Genomic DNA, 16,326 nt, shown 5'->3' on the forward strand with positions numbered 1-16,326 from the left:
ACGCCCGGATGGAGGGCTCATCTGACTGTCCGGCGCGCGTGGCGCACAGACCAAGGTGAGAGCCTAGCCGACGCGGGTCACGTCGGTCAAACGCAGCCACTGCCGGACGGGAGGCCCGTGGCGGCCTGGCCACGGGCCTCCCGTCCGTCCTGCACTCGCGCCCACGGCGCGTGGGGACTACTCCCCAGCCGCCTGACGGCGACGGCGGACGATCAGGACGCCGGCACCCGCCGCGAGCAGCAGGAACGCGACCAGCGCACCGGCGCCGACGCCCTCGGCACCCGTGAACGCGAGCTGCCCGTCAGCGGTGATCGTGATCGGGGTCCACCCGATCAGGCTCCCGTCCGCAGCCGTCACCGCGAGGCGGTGTGCGCCAGCGGGGGTGTCCGACGGGATCGTCACCCGGACCGTCCCGTCGGCGGCCACCGTCACGGTGCTGAGCAGCGTCGGGGTCGAGTACAGCCACACGTTCACCACGTCACCCGCGTCCTGCGTGCCGACGGTCACGGTGATGGTCTCCCCCGCACGAGCCGACGACGGCGCCGAGACGCTCCCGCGGTTCGCGTCGGTCAGACCGGTCTCCGACGGGGCCACCGGCGGCACCGCCCCCGGAGCCGACGGGGTCGGAGCGGGGGTCGGCTTCGACGTGGGCGTCGGGGTCGGGGTCGTGCCGCCGTCACCCGGCGTCGGGGTCGGGGTCGGCACCGGAGTCGGGTCGGTCCCGGGGTCCGTGCCCGGGTCCGTGCCGGCAGCATCGAGGTCGAACCCGACCAGGATCGGGTCGTGGTCGCTCGCGCGGAACACGTCGTCGGTGTACAGATCCGACGCGTTGTAGTTGTAGCGGCTGTACTCCAGGCCCACCGACTCGACCGAGTTGATGTTCCAGATGTCCACGCCCGTGACCGTCTCGGTGGCGGCCGGGGACGCGAACACGTGGTCGAGCGACCCACTCAGGCCGGAGAACACGTACGAGTACTCGGTGCCGTCGAGCGCCGGGCCGAGGTCGGTGTAGCCGGCGTCGTCGAGGACGACCACCGGGTCCTCCTTGCTGTAGGCGTTGAAGTCGCCGAGCATGAACACCTTGTCGGTGCCGTACTGCGCCTGCATGTCGGTGGAGAAGGTCACGAGGGCCTTCGCCTGGCGCACCCGGTCGGCGTTCGAGGCGCCCTGGCCGTCACCCTGGTCGGCGTTCTCGCCGGTGCCGGAGCCCTTCGACTTGAAGTGGTTCGCGATCACCAGGAAGTCGTCGTCCGCGGTGCCGCCGACGGGGCGGAACGCGTCCGCGACGGGCTGCCGGGCGTTCGTGAAGGCGTCATCGAGCAGGATCGTCGACTCACCGACGGGGGCGACGCGGTCCTGCTTGTAGATGAGTGCGAGGCGGATGACGTCCTCGCTCGCCGGGACGGTCGCGGGCGACTTCGCGTAGGCCCAGGTGTCCTCGCCGGTGGCGGCGTTCAGGGCGTCGACGAGCGTTGCGACCGCGGCGTCGCGGTCCTGGCCGAAGCGCGCCGAGTTCTCGATCTCCTCGAGCGAGACGACGTCGGCACCGAGGCCGTTGATCGCCTTGACGATCTTGACCTGCTGGCGCAGGAAGTCCTCTTCCTCAGCAGCACCGCGGGCGTCGCAGCCGGAGTTCACCGTGACGGGGTCGCCCGCACGGTCGGTGTAGTACGAGCAGCCGGTGAGCTGGTCACCTGTTGTCGGGAAGTAGTTCAGCACGTTGAACCCAGCGAGCTTGAGGTCACCACCGACGTCCTGCGGCTCGGCCTGCCGCACCTTCGAGAACGACGCGGGCAGGTCGGCCGCCGGGGTCGCACCGGTGATCGGCGCGGTCGGCTGGAACTTCCACCCGCTGTTGCGGTAGTCGAGGACGACCGGCTCCTCGAACGTGGCGGTCGCGCCGACGGTGACCGGCCCCTGGGTGAGCCACGACACCGGGATGCCCTGGTTGGCGTTCGTCAGGAAGTTGGTGCTGACACCGTCGTCGAGCGTGACCTTGCGCGCGGCGTTCGACGCCGCGGCGGCCGTCGCTGCGGCGCTGCCGGGGCGACCGACGTCGGTCGGCTGGACGAGCCGGCCGGCGCCGCTGGCGAGCACGACCTCGCCGTACTGGTTCGTCGTGTAGTTGTCGGCGACCGTGAAGGAGCCCTGCGGGGCGATGAGCATGCTCTCGAGCGACTCGCGCTGCGCGTCCGACGACGGGAACGCGACCGCTGCGGGCTGCGGGGCGACGACGGTGTCGGTGAGCTTCTCGAACGACGCCGTGTTCGACACCGTCAGCTCGGTCAGGCCGAAGTACTCGGAGACCCCACCGGTGACCCGCACGTGGTCACCCTCGGCCACCAGCCCGGCGGTCGCGGACGAGAAGACGAACACGGCGTCGGACGCGGTGTGGGTGCCGGGGTCGATCGCGCCACCGGTCCCCGGGGTCTGGATCGTGTAGCCGTTGAAGCCGCCGGACGCGTAGACCGCGGTCACGACGCCGTCGGTGGTGACGGTCTTGCCGGCGTAGGGCGAGGTGTCCGTGGTGCCCTGCAGCTGCGCGATGGTCACGGCCTCGGCAGGGGCGCCGGGGTCCGTCGGCTCCGTCGGGTCCGTCGGGTCGGTGGGCTCCGTCGGGTCGGTCGGCGCAGCCGTCTCACCCGCGGCGTTCCGCGGGGTCAGGGTCGTCGTCACCGAGAAGTCCGCGCCGTTGTCGTCGGTGTCCGCCGTGCCCTGGCGGACCAGGCCGTTCGGCACGGCGTTCGCACCCTCGACGGTGCGCACGGTGCCCTCGTACGTGTTCGAGGCGCCGTAGCCGAGCAGGTCGACGACGCCCGCGGTGCCGGTCGCCACGGGACCCGCGGCGAGGGCCACCGGTGTGGCGGCGTTCGACAGCACGATCGTGCCCGTGGTGCCGGAGGGGTTCAGCGACGCGGTGTCGTCCGCCGTCGGCAGGTCCGCACCGACCGCGGTGGCCCCACCGTTGCCGGCCATCGACACCAGGAACGTGCCCTCGGCCGGCACGGTGCCCTCGAGCGCGCTCGTCGAGAAGGTGCCGGTGCTCGTCGCCGAGCGGTACTGCAGAGACCAGCCGTCGAGCGACACCGGGGCGTCGGTCGGGTTGCCGATCTCGATGAACTTCTGGTTGTAGAAGGCGCCGTTGCTGCCGGCCTTCAGGTAGGCCTCCTCGATGACGAGGCCACTCCCCTCGGGGTTCGCGGTCGCTGCGGTGACGGTGACGAGCGGGGCCGCGAGGAGTGTCGCAGCAGCCGTGGCGCACAGCAGAGTGCGCCCGAGGGAGTTGGGCATGCCCGCACGCTACCGACCTGCGGAGTCCCTCAGGTTGCGTCGAGGTAAATGATTGCGTTCGGCAACATCACGGGCGGGCGCCCCGTTCACGTCACGCTCCGCTCACGAGCCGGAAGAGCACCACGGCAACGGTGATCGCGTACCAGCCCGACAAGCCGCTCCGCTTGCGCGTGAGCCTCAGCGAGGCCGCGCCAGCGAGCACGGCGACCCCGGTCGCGACGAGTCGGATCAGGGGCGCCTGGCCGTCGACCCCGACGACCAACAGGCCGAGGGTTGCGATGACGACGAGCGTCGCGGTGCCGATTGATCGCCTTCGGTGGAGTGTTCTCTGGTCTGCCACGTCACACCTCCGCTGAACGGGTGCGGAGCCAGCCTCCGACCAGCGGGACACCGATCCACAGAAGCCCGGACGTCAACGAAGGCAGGAAGGGGGCACTGCCAGTCACCCCAGCTTGAATCGTGCTGAACCGGATGAAGTCCGACCAGGAGCCCGCGAGCGCCAGCGACGTATCGACGACGAGGATGATCAAGAGGACACTGACGAGAGCGAGTGCAAGGCCCCTGAGCGACGCACCGATGCCGAAGCCCAGGGCTGCCGCCGAGAGGGCGAGCGCCGCAACTTCTCCGAGTTGCGCAACAAAGGACGCAGACGACAACTCACCGCCGAGCGCGCAGGCCACCACGACCGAGACAAGGGCCACAGCTGCGCTCGCGACGACCAGAACACCCACCATCGCAACACATGCACATCCGCGCGCGAGGTAGAGGGCGTCGCGCGACAGGCCAGTGAGAATTCCGTCGCGTTCCCCGCCGACCCGACCGTCACCCACGCCGAACACGACCCCGACGATCGCCGATGCGAGGGCCGCTGGGAGACCGACGATCACGAGCACTTCGCCGGCGCCGAAGGACGGAGCTGACTTCACCACCGAGACGCTGAGTACACCGCACGCGATGACCACCGCACACAACAGCGCGTACGCCGCGATTGCACCCTGCGTATCGGTGCGCTTTCGGAACTCCAGGAGTGAGCTCTGGACGAAGGAGATCATCGCGTTTCACCTGCCAAGTACTCACCTTTGGAAGTCGTCGCGTAGAGGTCCTCGAGGTCGACCGCACGTTCCTCGACGCCGAAGACGTCGAGTGAGTTCTTGACCGCTTCACGAACCGCGTCCGGCGCAGGCAGATCGACGCTCACCCATCCACTGCGCACCGTGCTCCTGTGGCCCTGCCGACCCAAGATGTCGATCAATGCGGCCGGGTCACTGACTCGAACGAGACAGCCCGTCCGTCCGGAGTGGTGCATCGACTCGATGCGAGTGATCGTTCCGGCACTGATGATCACCGCGACGTCGATGAACTGCGCCAGTTCGCTCAGAAGGTGACTCGATACGACGACGGTCACGCCCCGGCTCCGCATGTCCGAGATGACCGCCCTGACCCACGAGATCCCGTTCGGGTCGAGCCCGTTCATCGGCTCGTCGAGGATCACGAGGCCGGGGTCGCCGATGGTCGCCGCAGCAATCGCCAAGCGCATGCGCATCCCGAGAGACAGCGCACCGACCTTCCGGCGCGCAACGGACTCCAAACCGGCTCGTCGGAGCGCGTCGTCCGCGACTTCCGCTCCCACTCGCGCATAGGAACCGCGGAGGCGGATCGTCTCGCGGACGGTCCGACCAGGGTGGAGTCCGTTGTCCGACAGAACGGCTCCGACGAGGGTCGGAGACGACGACAACCTTCCCGACGAGGCCGGGACCAGTCGCGCAAGGACTGCCATCAACGACGACTTCCCCGCCCCGTTCGGACCGATCAGGCCGTACACGACGCCTGGATCGAACCTGATGCTCACTCCGTCCAGGCGCGGACGACCACGCCCGCGCAGGCGAACGTCAACCATCTCAAGCATGGCGCTCCTCTCGAGCTACGGCTGCGGGGAGCGTCTCACCGCTCCCCGCAGCCGTCATCGATCAACCGAAGAAGTAGTTCCAGAGCCCGCTGAAGAGCTCAGTCACGCTCAGGTTCCCGATGGCTGTGATCGCGGTACGGATCCATCCCGCCAAGCCGTTCCACCAGTTCTTGAACGCCTTGATGCCGCTCCGGACCGCGTTCTTCATGCCGGTGACGATCGACGACGCGTTGTTCTTGATCCAGTTGACGATCGTCCCGATCGGTACCCGGTCCGTCGAGATCTCCCCCTGCGGAGCGGGTGAGCTCGGCACAGGACTCGACTTCATCGGGACTGACATCGGAACGCCACGCTCGACAGCGTTGGTTGACGCGGAGATCGTCGGTGCAGGTGCCGCCGTCGCAGCGGCTGCGCCCACTGTGCTCAGCATCGCGCCGGTGACGATAGCCCCGATCACTCCGACACTACGGATTCGATTCATGCTCTACCCCTATCGTTGCGGCCTCTTCGCCGTCTAACGATCCTGGCAGACTGACCGTTCATATTTCAGCGTTTTACAGGTTGAAGTGTAACGCTCTGGTAACGCGTGGCGAGACGGTTTTCACTCCCGCCGCGCCCGCGTCTGCTCCGCCCGCCCCGCGAGCTCCCCATCAGCCGGGTACCCCACCTCGGTCAGCGTCAGCCCCTTCGCCGGCGCCGTCTTGAACGCGCTCGTCCGCGTCTCGGCGACGCGGAGCTCCACGAGCCGTTCCGGCCCGAACCGCCCCTCGCCGACGGCGATGGTCGCCCCCACCATCGCGCGCACCATGGAGTGACAGAACGCATCGGCCTGGAGGCGCGCCACCAGTACCCCGTCCGGCTCGCGGTCCCAGCGGAACTCCTGCAACGTCCGGATGGTCGTCGCGCCCTCGCGCGGCTTGCAGAACGTCGCGAAGTCGTGCAGCCCCAACAGCGTCAGCGCACCGCGCTCCATCGCTGCCGGGTCGAGGCTCGCCCCGTGCCAGACCGTGTGCCCGCGACGACGTGGATCGCGCGGGGCGTCGGCGTCCGCGATCCGGTACTCGTACCGTCGCCAGAGCGGCGAGAACCTGGCGTCGAACCCGTCCGGCGCGACCGATGCCCGGGTGACGACGACGTCGCCCTCTGGTGCCGCGATGCCGTTCACGCGCTTGACGAGCCCGTCCAGCGGCGAGCGCCCCGAGCCACGCTTGGCGCTGAGCGCGTCCCACTGCTCGGCGGACAGGTCGAGGTGGGCGACCTGCCCGGTGGCGTGCACGCCGGCGTCGGTGCGTCCGGCGACGGTGAGCAGTGGCGGTTCGCCCCACCGGGTGAAGACGGTGGCGAGGGCGGCCTCGAGCGCGCCCTGCACGGTCCGCAGCCCGGGCTGCCGGGCCCACCCGGAGAACGCGGCCCCGTCGTACGCGATGTCCAGCCGCAGTCGCACCGTTTCGCTCACGTGCCCACGGTAGCGATGTCAGCGCCACGTCAGTGCCGCGTGAGCGCCCCGCGGCACCATCGTCCTCGACATCGACGAAAGGACATTTCGATGACCACGACACCGCTCGCGGTGGAGGCCACCGGCCTCGTGAAGACCTTCGGGACGAACCGCGCAGTGGACGGTGTCGACCTCCGTGTGGAGGCCGGCACGGTCTACGGCGTGCTCGGTCCCAACGGCGCCGGCAAGACCACCACCATCTCCATGCTCGCGACCCTGCTCAAGGCGGACGGCGGCGAGGCCCGGATCTTCGGGCACGACGTCCGGCGCGAGGCGCAGACCGTCCGCACGCTGATCGGGGTGACGGGCCAGTACGCCAGCGTCGACGAGACCCTCAGCGCGACCGAGAACCTGGTGATCTTCGCGCGCCTGCTTGGGCTGTCCCGCGCGGATGCGAAGCGGAAGGCCGTGGAGCTGCTCGAACGCTTCGGGCTGACCGAGGCCGCGTCGCGCCCGCTCAAGGCCTTCTCCGGTGGCATGCGTCGCCGGCTCGACCTGGCTGCGAGCCTCATCGCGCAGCCGCCGCTGATCTTCCTCGACGAGCCGACCACGGGGCTCGACCCCCGGACCCGTGCGCAGATGTGGGACACCATCCGCGAGCTCGTGGCGACGGGTTCGACGGTGCTGCTGACGACGCAGTACCTGGACGAGGCGGACCAGCTCGCCGACCGCATCGCGGTCATCGACCACGGCAAGGTCGTCGCCGAGGGCACGAGCGACGAGCTGAAGGCCTCGATCGGCAGTTCGTCGTTGCAGCTCCGCCTGACCGATGCGCTCCGGCTCGACGCCGCGCGCACGATCGTCCGGAACACCCTCGGTGTCGACGCGGTGGCCAGCCCCGAGGGCTCGCGTCTCACCGCACCGATGTCGGACCCCGACCGCGTGACGGACCTGCTGGTGTCGTTCCGCGAGGCCGGCATCACCCTCGCCGAGATGAGCGTGCAGAAGCCCACCCTCGACGAGGTCTTCCTGACGATCACCGGCGCACCGGCGACCACCGACGACGACAACGACAACACCGACCGCGAACTCGCAGGGAGCATCGCATGACCACCATCACCACCACGGGCACCACTGCGCCCCGGATCACCCCGCGCCCCGGCGTCGGTGCGACCGGCCTCGGCGCCACCGTCCGGCAGTCGCTCACGATGGCGTACCGCGGCCTGATCAAGGTCCGGCGCACCCCGGAGCAGCTGTTCGACGTCACCCTGATGCCGATCATCTTCACCGTGATGTTCACGTACATCTTCGGTGGTGCGATCGCGGGTGACGTCGCGAGCTACCTGCCGATCATCATCCCCGGCATCCTGGTGCAGACGAACATCACGTCGTCGATCGTCACGGGCGTGCAGCTGCGCGAGGACATGGACAAGGGTGTCTTCGACCGCTTCAAGTCCCTGCCCATCGCCCGGATCGCCCCGCTCGCGGGTGCGCTGCTCGCCGACACCGTCCGGTACGCGATCGCCACGACGATCACCTTCACGGTCGGCATCATCATGGGTCTGCGTCCGGCCGGCGGTTTCGGTGCGGTCGTCCTGGCCGGGTTGCTGGTCATCGTCGTCGCGTGGGCGATCAGCTGGATCTTCGCCTACTTCGGCGTCGTCGCGCGGACGGCGTCGAGCGTCTCCGGCATCTCCAACATGGTGCTGTTCCCGCTGACGTTCCTGTCGAACGCGTTCGTGCCGGCGGACACCCTGCCGGACTGGCTGCGCTGGTTCTCCGAGGTGAACCCGATCTCGCACCTGATCACGGCGGTCCGCGAGCTCGTGAACCACGGCACGGTGGGCGTCGACCTCTGGATCAGCCTGCTCGGCGCAGCGGTCGTGGTCGCGGTGTTCGCGCCGCTGACGGTCCGCGCGTACATGCGGAAGGCCTGACGGGCGCCCATCAGCGCACGCGGAACCGCAGCTCCTCGAGCAGGAGCCGCGCCTGCGAGACGGCCTCGGCCCGGTTCGATCCGGCCGAGGCCGTCTCGGCGTCCGCCAGCACCGCGTCGCCGAGGGCGTCGGCCAGCACCGACCGCATCCGCGTGTGCGCGAGCACGCCGAAGTCCTGCCGCGAACCGAGTCGGGTCGCCAGCCCCCAGCAGCGAGCGGCGTGCTCCGGCTGTCCGTCACGGGCGGCGGCGAGCGCCAGCCCGAGCAGGGCGGTCCCGATCACGGGCAGGTCCAGCCACCACGGGTGGACGCGCAGCATCACGAGCGCACCGACACGCAGGCGTCTCGCGACCGCCACGTCGTCGACCGGGAGGCCCGGCGCGGCTCCGTCGGACCGGCGCACCGCCGCCTCGTCCCGCGCCGCGATCCGCGCCGAGCCCGCCATGAGCGTCCAGTGCGGCGTCTGCTTCCGCAGGGGCAGCACGGAGTCCCAGGCGCGGGCGTACTCCGCCGCCGCGTCGTCGAGGGCTCCTTCCCAGCGCGAGCACTCCGCACCGATGGCCATCGCGAGCACGCCGATCTGCACCCGGTCCTCGTCGAACCCGCCGCGGGCCTCGACCGGACGGTGCTGCAGGTCGTCGGCGACCTGCCGGGCACGCACGACGTCGCCGGTGCTCGCGGCGCAGAGGCCGACGGTCCAGCCGATCTCGTACAGGTCGTCGTCGGCCCCGAACCGTTCGAGTTGCTCGCGGGCGACCTCGGCGGACCGCAGTGCGTCGGCGTGCCGACCGGTCTGCGCCAGGAGCTGGGTCATGGTGACGGCGATCGACCCGGTGGTCCAGGCGTCGTCGCTCGACCGCGAGAGCGTCTCGGCGCGGGTCGCGTACCGCAGGGCGACGGCGGACTCCCCGTCGTTCTCGGCGAGCGGCGCGCTGAGCATGTTCGCCAGGCAGGCGACACCGGGCTCCGGGTCGTCGCGGTAGCGGGCGAGCAGGGCGTACCCGTCGGCCGGTCGCCCCAGGGTGAGGAGCAGTGCTGCCTGGGCGTCGAGCACCGCGAACCCGGTGGTGCCGTCGCGCATCACGCGGCGCAGGGTCGACACGGCCAGGGCTGCGGTGCGCTTGTCGCTGAACGCGGACGACCCGCCGGTGACGACGAGTCCGAGCACCGTCGCGGCACGGTCCTCGGCCGCCGGTCCGGTACGGCGCAGGACCGGGACCACCTCGGGGCCGAGAGCGACGACCTCACCGTGGGCCCCGCGCAGCGACCAGTAGCCGCCGAGAGCCGCGAACAGGTGCGCGACCGCCGCGGTGTCGTCGGCAGCGAGGCTCCAGCGGAGCAGCGTGACGAGGTTGTCGGATTCGCGGGCGACCTCGCGGAACCGCTCGAGCTGTGCAGAACCCGTGATCGTGAGCAGGTTGCGCTCGGCCGCGAACCCACGGCCCCAGCCGATCATGGCCGCACGGACGGCCTCGGTGGCGCCGCGGTCCCCCAGCCGGGCCGCACCGAACTCCCGCACCGTCTCGAGCAGCCGGTACCGCACGGGCTCGCCCTCGTGCTCGACGAGCTGCACGAGCGACTGCTCCACGAGCTCGGCGAGGTCGTCGAGTGCGTCCACCCGGCGGTCCGGAGCCGCGACGGCCTCGACGGCGTCGACCGCGAGCCCGTCCGGGAAGAGCGCCAGGCGTGTCAGCAGGTCCTGGGCCCCGTCGTCGAGCAGGCGCCAGCTCCACTCGATCACGGCGAGCAGGGTGCGGTGCCGCTCCGGGGCGCTCCGGTCACCGCCGCGCAGCAGCGCGAACCGGTCGTCCAGCCGGCGCTCGATCTCGTCGGCGCTCATCCCGCGGATGCGTGCGGCCGCGAGCTCGATGGCCAACGGTGACCCGTCGAGCCGCGTGCAGATCCGGCGCACCGCGTCCACCGGCAGCACGGCTCCGGGTCGTGCGGCCCGCGCCCGCTCGGTGAACAGCCGGACGGCCGCTCCGTCCGCCTCGACGGGCAGGGGCGCGAGGGGAGCCACGACCTCGCCGGCGATGGCGAGCGGCGCGCGTGACGTCGTCAGGATCCGCAGGGCGGGCACGGTCGCGAGCAGGTCCGCGGCGAAGGCGGCGACCTCCGCGACCAGGTGCTCGCAGTTGTCCAGGACGAGCACGGTCGGCCCGTCGGCGAGCGCGCGCACGACCCGGGTGCGCAGGTCGGCCGCGACGGCGTCCCGGAGCGAGCGAGTGGAGCGGAACTCGGCGATCCCGAGCAGCGCGCCGAGTGCCGGCACGATGTCGTCGGCCGTGGCGAGCGGTGCGAGTTCGAACACGACGACGCCCTGCGTCGGCGGCAGGCCGGCGGCGACCGCCTGCGCGAGGCGGGTCTTCCCCAGCCCACCCGCACCGAGGATCGTGACCAGCCGTCCGGCGGACAGCAGGTCCGAGACGGTGGCGAGGTCGGCCTCCCTCCCGACCAAGGTGTTCGGCGCAGCACGCAGGCCGACGCGGCGGACGGTGCCCGTGGCGGGGCCGGACCGGCGCAGCAACTCGGCGTTGAGGCGCACCAGGTCGGCCGAGGGGTCGGCGCCGAGTTCGTCGGCGAGGCGGTCACGGTGCGCCGCGAAGGCGGCGATGGCCTCGCTCGTGCGGCCGGCGGCGGCGAGGGCGCGCATCGAGCCGGCGACCGCGACCTCGTCGTAGGGGTTGGCGACGGCCTCTGCCGCCCAGAGTGCGGCGGCCTCGTCGGCGTCGCCCTCGTCGAGCAGGGCACCGCCGAGCGCGCGCCGGAGCGTCCGCCGGAGCGCTGCCGCTCGGTCCGCGAGTGCCGCGCCCAGGTCGCCGTCGACGTCGGCCCCCGGGTCACCACGCCAGAGGTCGAGGGCCGCACGGACCGCTGCCGGCTCCGTTTCGCCCACCGCACGCTCGGCACGGGCGAGGTCGACGTCCTCGGGGCCGCCGCCCAACGCGTACCCGGTGCTCGTCGACACCACGAGGCCGTCCGCCACGCTCCGGCGCAGTCGGGACACGAGCGTCTGCAGCGCTGCACGGGCACCCCGCGGCTGCACGTCCGGCCAGAGGTCGTCGATCAGCGACTCGGTGGTCAGGGCGTGGCCGCGCGCGAGCACCAGCGCCGTCAGGAACGCCCGAGCGAGCGCTCCGGGCACGGGCGCCTGCCGGCCGTCCGAACCCGTCACCGTGACCGGTCCGAGGACGGCGATGCGGGGCGGGACGGTCACGGTGCGAGTCTACGGAGCGCCGGTGTCACGGGGTCCTCGCGTCAGCCGCGCGGACGGTGGAACGCCGACGGCCCCGTGCGGGTGTCGAGGTTGTCCGTCGCACGACGCTCGGACTCCACGATGCCGCGGAGCGCCACGAGCGCGGACGCCGTCACCGCGACGTGCGACGGGTTCTCGCGCGAGGCGTCGAGCGCCTGCTCGAGTCGCTCGATCGCCTTGTCGCCTTCGTCCTCGGGGGACTCCCCGCGGATCACGCCGGCGAGCTGACGGATCGCCTCGGTGAGCGGTTCGGTGAACGCGGGGTCGGGACGGCCGAGGTTCGCGGACACCGGGCCCGACCGAGCGACGAGTTCGGTGAGGTCCGTCGTGTACCAGGCGACCCGTTCGAGCGCCCGGAAGCGCGCCCCGTCCTGCTGGAGCCGGGCCCGTGACCCGCGGAGCGCTCCGCGGGGGTTGATCTTCCGGCTCTCGTGGGCGACGGACACCCGCGCGCGCACGTCGGCGATCGCACGGTCGAGCTTGTCCTGCTGCCGGTTCCAGGCGTCCTCGTCGCGCTTGCCGCTCTCCAGCACGTGTGCGAGCCCCTCGAGGTGATCGGCCAACACGGCGTTCACCTCGTCGATCCGACGTTCGGCGTCCCAGAAGTGCAGCGGTGGGAACACCAGGAAGTTCACGAGCAGGCCGACGACGACGCCGACACCCATCTGCACCAGGTACCCGAACGAGTAGCCCTCGGCGTTCGCTCCGCCGACGAGCAGCACGAACAACGCCGCCGTCGACACCCAGGTGCTGCCCTCGCCGAGCACCCGGAACCCGCCGACGAGTACGCCGATGCCGACCGCCAGGGCCACGGCGAGGATCCCCGGGTCGCCCACGATCATCGTGAAGCCCGCGACGGCGATGCCGAGCAGGATGCCGACGAGCGTCTGGATGCCGTTGCGCAGCCCCGCGTAGACCGTCGTCTGCATCGCGACGATCGCCCCGAGCGGTGCGTAGTACGGGTAGTCGGACGCGACCCCGGGCACGTGCCTGGCGATGAACCAGGCCAGTGCCGCGGCGCCGGCTGCCTTGGCTGCGTGCAGCAGTCGCGGCTGCGTGCCGGACGTGCGGCTCCACCGCCACGCGCGGCGACCGACGCCCGCGATGTGTTGGAACTCCATGTGGTGACTCTCCCTGTCGGGCGGACACGCTACGGGGCACGCACTGGGAAGGCGACGGTCCTGCGTTCTCCGGACGTCGGGGTGGACGGCCGCCGCTCCCGAACGCGACGAAGCCCCCGCGACCTGGGTCGCGGGGGCTTCGTCGTGGTGATGCGGGGTCCTACTTGCTGTCGTCGCTCTTCTCGGCGGCGTCGGCCTCGACCTCGGCAGCAGCCTCGGTCTCGGTCTCCGACTCGACCGGAGCGGACTCCTCAGTCGTCTCGCTGTCCTCGACAGGCACCGTCTCGACCGGGGCTTCCTCGGTGGTCTCGTCGGCAGCCGCCTCCTCGACCGGAGCGGCGGCGGCCGGAGCCGCGGTGCGCTTCACCGGTGCGGGCGTGCCCGACACCGGCTCGAGGACGAGCTCGATCGACGCCAGCGGGGCGTTGTCGCCCTTGCGGAAGCCGAGCTTCGTGATGCGGGTGTAGCCGCCCTGACGGTCCTCGACCTGCGGGGCGATCTCCGTGAACAGCGTGTGCACGACGGACTTGTCGCGCAGGGTCGCGATGACCCGACGACGAGCGTGCAGGTCGCCGCGCTTCGCGAACGTGATGAGCCGCTCGGCAACCGGGCGGAGGCGCTTGGCCTTCGTCTCGGTGGTCGTGATGCGACCGTGCGTGAAGAGGGCGTTGGCGAGGTTGCTCAGGAGCAGGCGCTCGTGAGCGGGACCGCCACCGAGGCGGGGGCCCTTGGTGGGCTTCGGCATGTCAGTTCTCCAGTGGTGAAAGTGGTGCGCGCGGTGTCAGCGCGCTTGCGCGTGAGCGCGAGATCAGTTGTTGGACTCGTCCTCGTCGTACCCGCTGTAGAAGTGGGCGCCGTCGAATCCGGGGACGGTGTCCTTGAGGGACAGGCCGAGCTCGGTGAGCTTGTCCTTGACCTCGTCCACCGACTTCTGACCGAAGTTGCGGATGTTCATGAGCTGCGTCTCCGACAGGGCGACGAGCTCGGACACCGTGTTGATGCCCTCGCGCTTCAGGCAGTTGTAGCTGCGGACCGACAGGTCGAGGTCCTCGATCGGCGTCTGCAGCTCGTTCGACAGGACAGCGTCGACCGGCGCGGGGCCGATCTCGATGCCCTCTGCGGCCGTGTTGAGCTCGCGAGCGAGCCCGAACAGCTCGACCAGCGTGCGACCGGCCGACGCGATGGCGTCGCGCGGCGTGATCGCCGGCTTCGACTCGACGTCGACGACCAGGCGGTCGAAGTCCGTGCGCTCACCGGCACGCGTCGCCTCGACGCGGTAGGTGACCTTGAGGACCGGCGAGTAGATCGAGTCGATCGGGATCTGACCGGCCTCGGAGAACTCGGAACGGTTCTGCGTGGCCGAGACGTAGCCGCGGCCACGCTCGATCGTGAGCTCGAGCTCGAACCGCGCGGTGTCGTTCAGGGTCGCGATGACGAGTTCCGGGTTGTGGATCTCGACGCCGGCCGGAGCGGAGATGTCCGCTGCGGTGACCTGACCGGCACCCTGCTTGCGCAGGTACGCGGTGATCGGCTCGTCGTGCTCGCTGGAGACGACGAGGCTCTTGATGTTGAGGATGATCTCGGTGACGTCTTCCTTCACACCGGGAACGGTGCTGAATTCGTGGAGGACACCGTCGATGCGGATGCTGGTGACAGCCGCGCCGGGGATCGAGGAGAGGAGCGTGCGGCGCAGCGAGTTGCCGAGGGTGTAACCGAAGCCCGGCTCGAGCGGCTCGATGACGAAGCGCGAGCGGTGCTCGGAGATCGACTCCTCGGTCAGGGTGGGGCGCTGTGCAATGAGCACTGTGGGATTCCTTTCGGCGAAGTGTCCGCTATATGACACTTGGCGGTACGACGGGGCCGCGTGGGCCCCGACGGGTCTGTTGAGTTGTGATCACGCGCACCGATGTGCGCGATCGAACGACCAGGAATGGCCGCGGGCCCTGCCCGACCCCGTCAGGGGACGAGCAGGGCGCGGCCGGTTGCTCCTCGCGTCAGACGCGACGACGCTTCGGCGGGCGGCAACCGTTGTGCGCCTGCGGAGTGACGTCGTTGATCGAGCCGACCTCGAGGCCAGCGGCCTGGAGCGAACGGATCGCGGTCTCGCGGCCCGAACCCGGACCCTTCACGAAGACGTCGACCTTCTTGACGCCGTGCTCCTGCGCCTGACGCGCAGCGGACTCGGCAGCGAGCTGCGCCGCGAACGGCGTCGACTTGCGCGAACCCTTGAAGCCGACGGCACCCGAGGACGCCCAGCTGAGGACGGCACCCGACGGGTCGGTGATGCTGACGATCGTGTTGTTGAACGTGCTCTTGATGTGGGCCTGGCCCACTGCGACGTTCTTCTTCTCCTTGCGGCGCGGCTTGCGCGCGGCAGTCTTGGGGGTAGCCATCGGGGTCTCCTATCGAGCCTTCTTCTTGCCTGCCACGGTGCGCTTCGGTCCCTTGCGGGTACGCGCGTTGGTCTTGGTGCGCTGACCGCGCACCGGGAGACCACGACGGTGGCGAAGACCCTCGTAGCTACCGATCTCGACCTTGCGACGGATGTCGGCTGCCACCTCGCGGCGGAGGTCACCCTCCACCTTGAAGTTGCCCTCGATGAAGTCACGGAGGGCGACGAGCTGGTCGTCGGTCAGGTCCTTGACGCGGATGTCACCGGAGATACCGGTCTCGGCGAGTGCCTGGACCGCGCGGGTACGGCCGACGCCGTAGATGTACGTGAGTGCGATCTCCACGCGCTTCTCGCGCGGGATGTCGACGCCTGCTAGACGTGCCATGTGATGGCTGCTCCTGTTGTCGATGGAGGTGTGGAGCAGTACCGGTGCCCGGGCCTCCGACCCGAGGTGTCCCCCGGTCGTCGTGCGACCGGGTTCTGGTACTGCGTTGTCGATCTTCAGTTGTGGGTCGTGCTCGAGCAGCCTGCTGTCCGAGGGACAGCGTCGGCGCCGGCCACGCGCCGGGGACTAGCCCTGGCGCTGCTTGTGACGCGGGTTGCTCTTGCAGATCACCATGACGCGGCCCTTGCGGCGGATCACTCGGCAGTGCTCGCACATGGGCTTGACGCTGGGGTTGACCTTCATTGTTCTTTCCTCGTGCTCGCTGGCTTCGTGCGCGGCAGGATTGCCGAGCCGTTCCTTTCCAGCTCGCGGATCACTTGTAGCGGTAGACGATCCGGCCGCGGGTCAGGTCGTACGGGCTCAGCTCCACGATCACGCGGTCCTCGGGGAGGATACGGATGTAGTGCTGGCGCATCTTCCCGGAGATGTGCGCGAGGACCTTGTGTCCGTTCGTCAGCTCAACGCGGAACATCGCGTTGGGCAGAGCTTCGAGCACCGAGCCTTCGATCTCGATGACGCCGTCTTTCTTGGCCATAGCCTCAC

General features: G+C 70.4%; 16 protein-coding genes. 2 read left to right on the top strand and 14 right to left on the bottom strand.

What is annotated here, in order from left to right:
- Window positions 1–177: 177 nt before the first annotated feature.
- The 6 genes from DEJ14_RS17225 to truA all read right to left on the bottom strand — a co-directional run bounded on the left by DEJ14_RS17225 (window position 178) and on the right by truA (window position 6,653).
- A complete protein-coding gene (locus tag DEJ14_RS17225; protein ID WP_111083443.1) occupies window positions 178–3,291 on the bottom strand; it encodes an ExeM/NucH family extracellular endonuclease in 3,114 nt (1,037 codons plus the stop codon).
- Window positions 3,292–3,382: 91 nt separating this feature from the next.
- On the bottom strand, window positions 3,383–3,631 hold the full coding sequence (locus DEJ14_RS17230) for a hypothetical protein (RefSeq protein WP_111083444.1): 249 nt from the start codon (window positions 3,629–3,631) through the stop codon (window positions 3,383–3,385).
- A gap of 1 nt (window position 3,632) precedes the next feature.
- Window positions 3,633–4,343, bottom strand: coding sequence for a hypothetical protein (locus DEJ14_RS17235; protein WP_111083445.1), 711 nt, complete (start codon window positions 4,341–4,343; stop codon window positions 3,633–3,635).
- The gene (locus DEJ14_RS17240; RefSeq protein WP_111083446.1) at window positions 4,340–5,197 is read right to left on the bottom strand and encodes an ABC transporter ATP-binding protein; all 858 of its coding nucleotides are present in this window, start codon (window positions 5,195–5,197) and stop codon (window positions 4,340–4,342) included. The genes DEJ14_RS17235 and DEJ14_RS17240 overlap by 4 nt, the downstream gene beginning before the upstream one ends.
- A 61-nt stretch (window positions 5,198–5,258) precedes the next feature.
- Window positions 5,259–5,537 (bottom strand): hypothetical protein, encoded by a 279-nt coding sequence (locus DEJ14_RS17245; protein ID WP_146249642.1) that lies wholly within the window; start codon window positions 5,535–5,537, stop codon window positions 5,259–5,261.
- Window positions 5,538–5,798: 261 nt separating this feature from the next.
- On the bottom strand, window positions 5,799–6,653 hold the full coding sequence (gene truA, locus DEJ14_RS17250) for a tRNA pseudouridine(38-40) synthase TruA (RefSeq protein WP_258373125.1): 855 nt from the start codon (window positions 6,651–6,653) through the stop codon (window positions 5,799–5,801).
- Between the two features lie 90 nt (window positions 6,654–6,743).
- On the opposite strand from truA, the gene DEJ14_RS17255 reads away from it, so the two are divergent.
- Both DEJ14_RS17255 and DEJ14_RS17260 read left to right on the top strand, forming a co-directional pair.
- A complete protein-coding gene (locus tag DEJ14_RS17255; RefSeq protein ID WP_111083449.1) occupies window positions 6,744–7,742 on the top strand; it encodes an ATP-binding cassette domain-containing protein in 999 nt (332 codons plus the stop codon).
- On the top strand, window positions 7,739–8,569 hold the full coding sequence (locus tag DEJ14_RS17260) for an ABC transporter permease (protein WP_111083450.1): 831 nt from the start codon (window positions 7,739–7,741) through the stop codon (window positions 8,567–8,569). Before DEJ14_RS17255 ends, DEJ14_RS17260 begins: the two co-directional genes overlap by 4 nt.
- Window positions 8,570–8,579: 10 nt before the next feature.
- Here DEJ14_RS17260 and DEJ14_RS17265 read toward each other — a convergent pair whose 3' ends face one another.
- From DEJ14_RS17265 to infA, 8 genes are all read right to left on the bottom strand, one after another.
- Window positions 8,580–11,786: an AfsR/SARP family transcriptional regulator gene (locus DEJ14_RS17265; protein ID WP_111083451.1), complete on the bottom strand. Its 3,207-nt coding sequence runs from the start codon at window positions 11,784–11,786 to the stop codon at window positions 8,580–8,582.
- 41 nt (window positions 11,787–11,827) lie between these two features.
- Window positions 11,828–12,946: an FUSC family protein gene (locus DEJ14_RS17270; RefSeq protein ID WP_111083452.1), complete on the bottom strand. Its 1,119-nt coding sequence runs from the start codon at window positions 12,944–12,946 to the stop codon at window positions 11,828–11,830.
- A 160-nt stretch (window positions 12,947–13,106) separates the two neighbouring features.
- Window positions 13,107–13,691 carry a 50S ribosomal protein L17 gene (rplQ, locus tag DEJ14_RS17275; RefSeq protein ID WP_111083453.1) on the bottom strand — a complete coding sequence of 195 codons (585 nt, stop codon included), beginning with the start codon at window positions 13,689–13,691 and terminating at the stop codon, window positions 13,107–13,109.
- Window positions 13,692–13,754: 63 nt separating this feature from the next.
- Window positions 13,755–14,750 carry a DNA-directed RNA polymerase subunit alpha gene (locus DEJ14_RS17280; RefSeq protein ID WP_071259847.1) on the bottom strand — a complete coding sequence of 332 codons (996 nt, stop codon included), beginning with the start codon at window positions 14,748–14,750 and terminating at the stop codon, window positions 13,755–13,757.
- Between the two features lie 190 nt (window positions 14,751–14,940).
- Window positions 14,941–15,339: a 30S ribosomal protein S11 gene (rpsK, locus tag DEJ14_RS17285; RefSeq protein ID WP_017885507.1), complete on the bottom strand. Its 399-nt coding sequence runs from the start codon at window positions 15,337–15,339 to the stop codon at window positions 14,941–14,943.
- Between the two features lie 9 nt (window positions 15,340–15,348).
- A complete protein-coding gene (gene rpsM, locus DEJ14_RS17290) occupies window positions 15,349–15,723 on the bottom strand; it encodes a 30S ribosomal protein S13 (protein WP_058728274.1) in 375 nt (124 codons plus the stop codon).
- Window positions 15,724–15,909: 186 nt separating this feature from the next.
- Window positions 15,910–16,026, bottom strand: a complete 117-nt coding sequence (rpmJ, locus tag DEJ14_RS17295) for a 50S ribosomal protein L36 (protein WP_071276701.1) — start codon at window positions 16,024–16,026, stop codon at window positions 15,910–15,912.
- A 70-nt stretch (window positions 16,027–16,096) separates the two neighbouring features.
- Complete coding sequence (gene infA / locus DEJ14_RS17300; protein ID WP_017885509.1) at window positions 16,097–16,318, bottom strand: translation initiation factor IF-1; 222 nt, start codon at window positions 16,316–16,318, stop codon at window positions 16,097–16,099.
- Between the last annotated feature and the right edge of the window lie 8 nt (window positions 16,319–16,326).

It is taken from the genome of Curtobacterium sp. MCJR17_020 (assembly GCF_003234365.2).
Lineage (GTDB): Bacteria > Actinomycetota > Actinomycetes > Actinomycetales > Microbacteriaceae > Curtobacterium.

What these genes read in the sequence shown, in the direction of transcription:
- DEJ14_RS17225 (WP_111083443.1), bottom strand. Translation starts at nt 3,291, where the DNA reads ATGCCCAACTCCCTCGGGCGCACTCTGCTGTGCGCCACGGCTGCTGCG.
- DEJ14_RS17235 (WP_111083445.1), bottom strand. Translation starts at nt 4,343, where the DNA reads ATGATCTCCTTCGTCCAGAGCTCACTCCTGGAGTTCCGAAAGCGCACC.
- DEJ14_RS17240 (WP_111083446.1), bottom strand. Translation starts at nt 5,197, where the DNA reads ATGCTTGAGATGGTTGACGTTCGCCTGCGCGGGCGTGGTCGTCCGCGC.
- DEJ14_RS17245 (WP_146249642.1), bottom strand. Translation starts at nt 5,537, where the DNA reads ATGTCAGTCCCGATGAAGTCGAGTCCTGTGCCGAGCTCACCCGCTCCG.
- DEJ14_RS17255 (WP_111083449.1), top strand. Translation starts at nt 6,744, where the DNA reads ATGACCACGACACCGCTCGCGGTGGAGGCCACCGGCCTCGTGAAGACC.
- DEJ14_RS17260 (WP_111083450.1), top strand. Translation starts at nt 7,739, where the DNA reads ATGACCACCATCACCACCACGGGCACCACTGCGCCCCGGATCACCCCG.
- DEJ14_RS17270 (WP_111083452.1), bottom strand. Translation starts at nt 12,946, where the DNA reads ATGGAGTTCCAACACATCGCGGGCGTCGGTCGCCGCGCGTGGCGGTGG.
- rplQ (WP_111083453.1), bottom strand. Translation starts at nt 13,691, where the DNA reads ATGCCGAAGCCCACCAAGGGCCCCCGCCTCGGTGGCGGTCCCGCTCAC.
- rpsK (WP_017885507.1), bottom strand. Translation starts at nt 15,339, where the DNA reads ATGGCTACCCCCAAGACTGCCGCGCGCAAGCCGCGCCGCAAGGAGAAG.
- rpsM (WP_058728274.1), bottom strand. Translation starts at nt 15,723, where the DNA reads ATGGCACGTCTAGCAGGCGTCGACATCCCGCGCGAGAAGCGCGTGGAG.
- rpmJ (WP_071276701.1), bottom strand. Translation starts at nt 16,026, where the DNA reads ATGAAGGTCAACCCCAGCGTCAAGCCCATGTGCGAGCACTGCCGAGTG.
- infA (WP_017885509.1), bottom strand. Translation starts at nt 16,318, where the DNA reads ATGGCCAAGAAAGACGGCGTCATCGAGATCGAAGGCTCGGTGCTCGAA.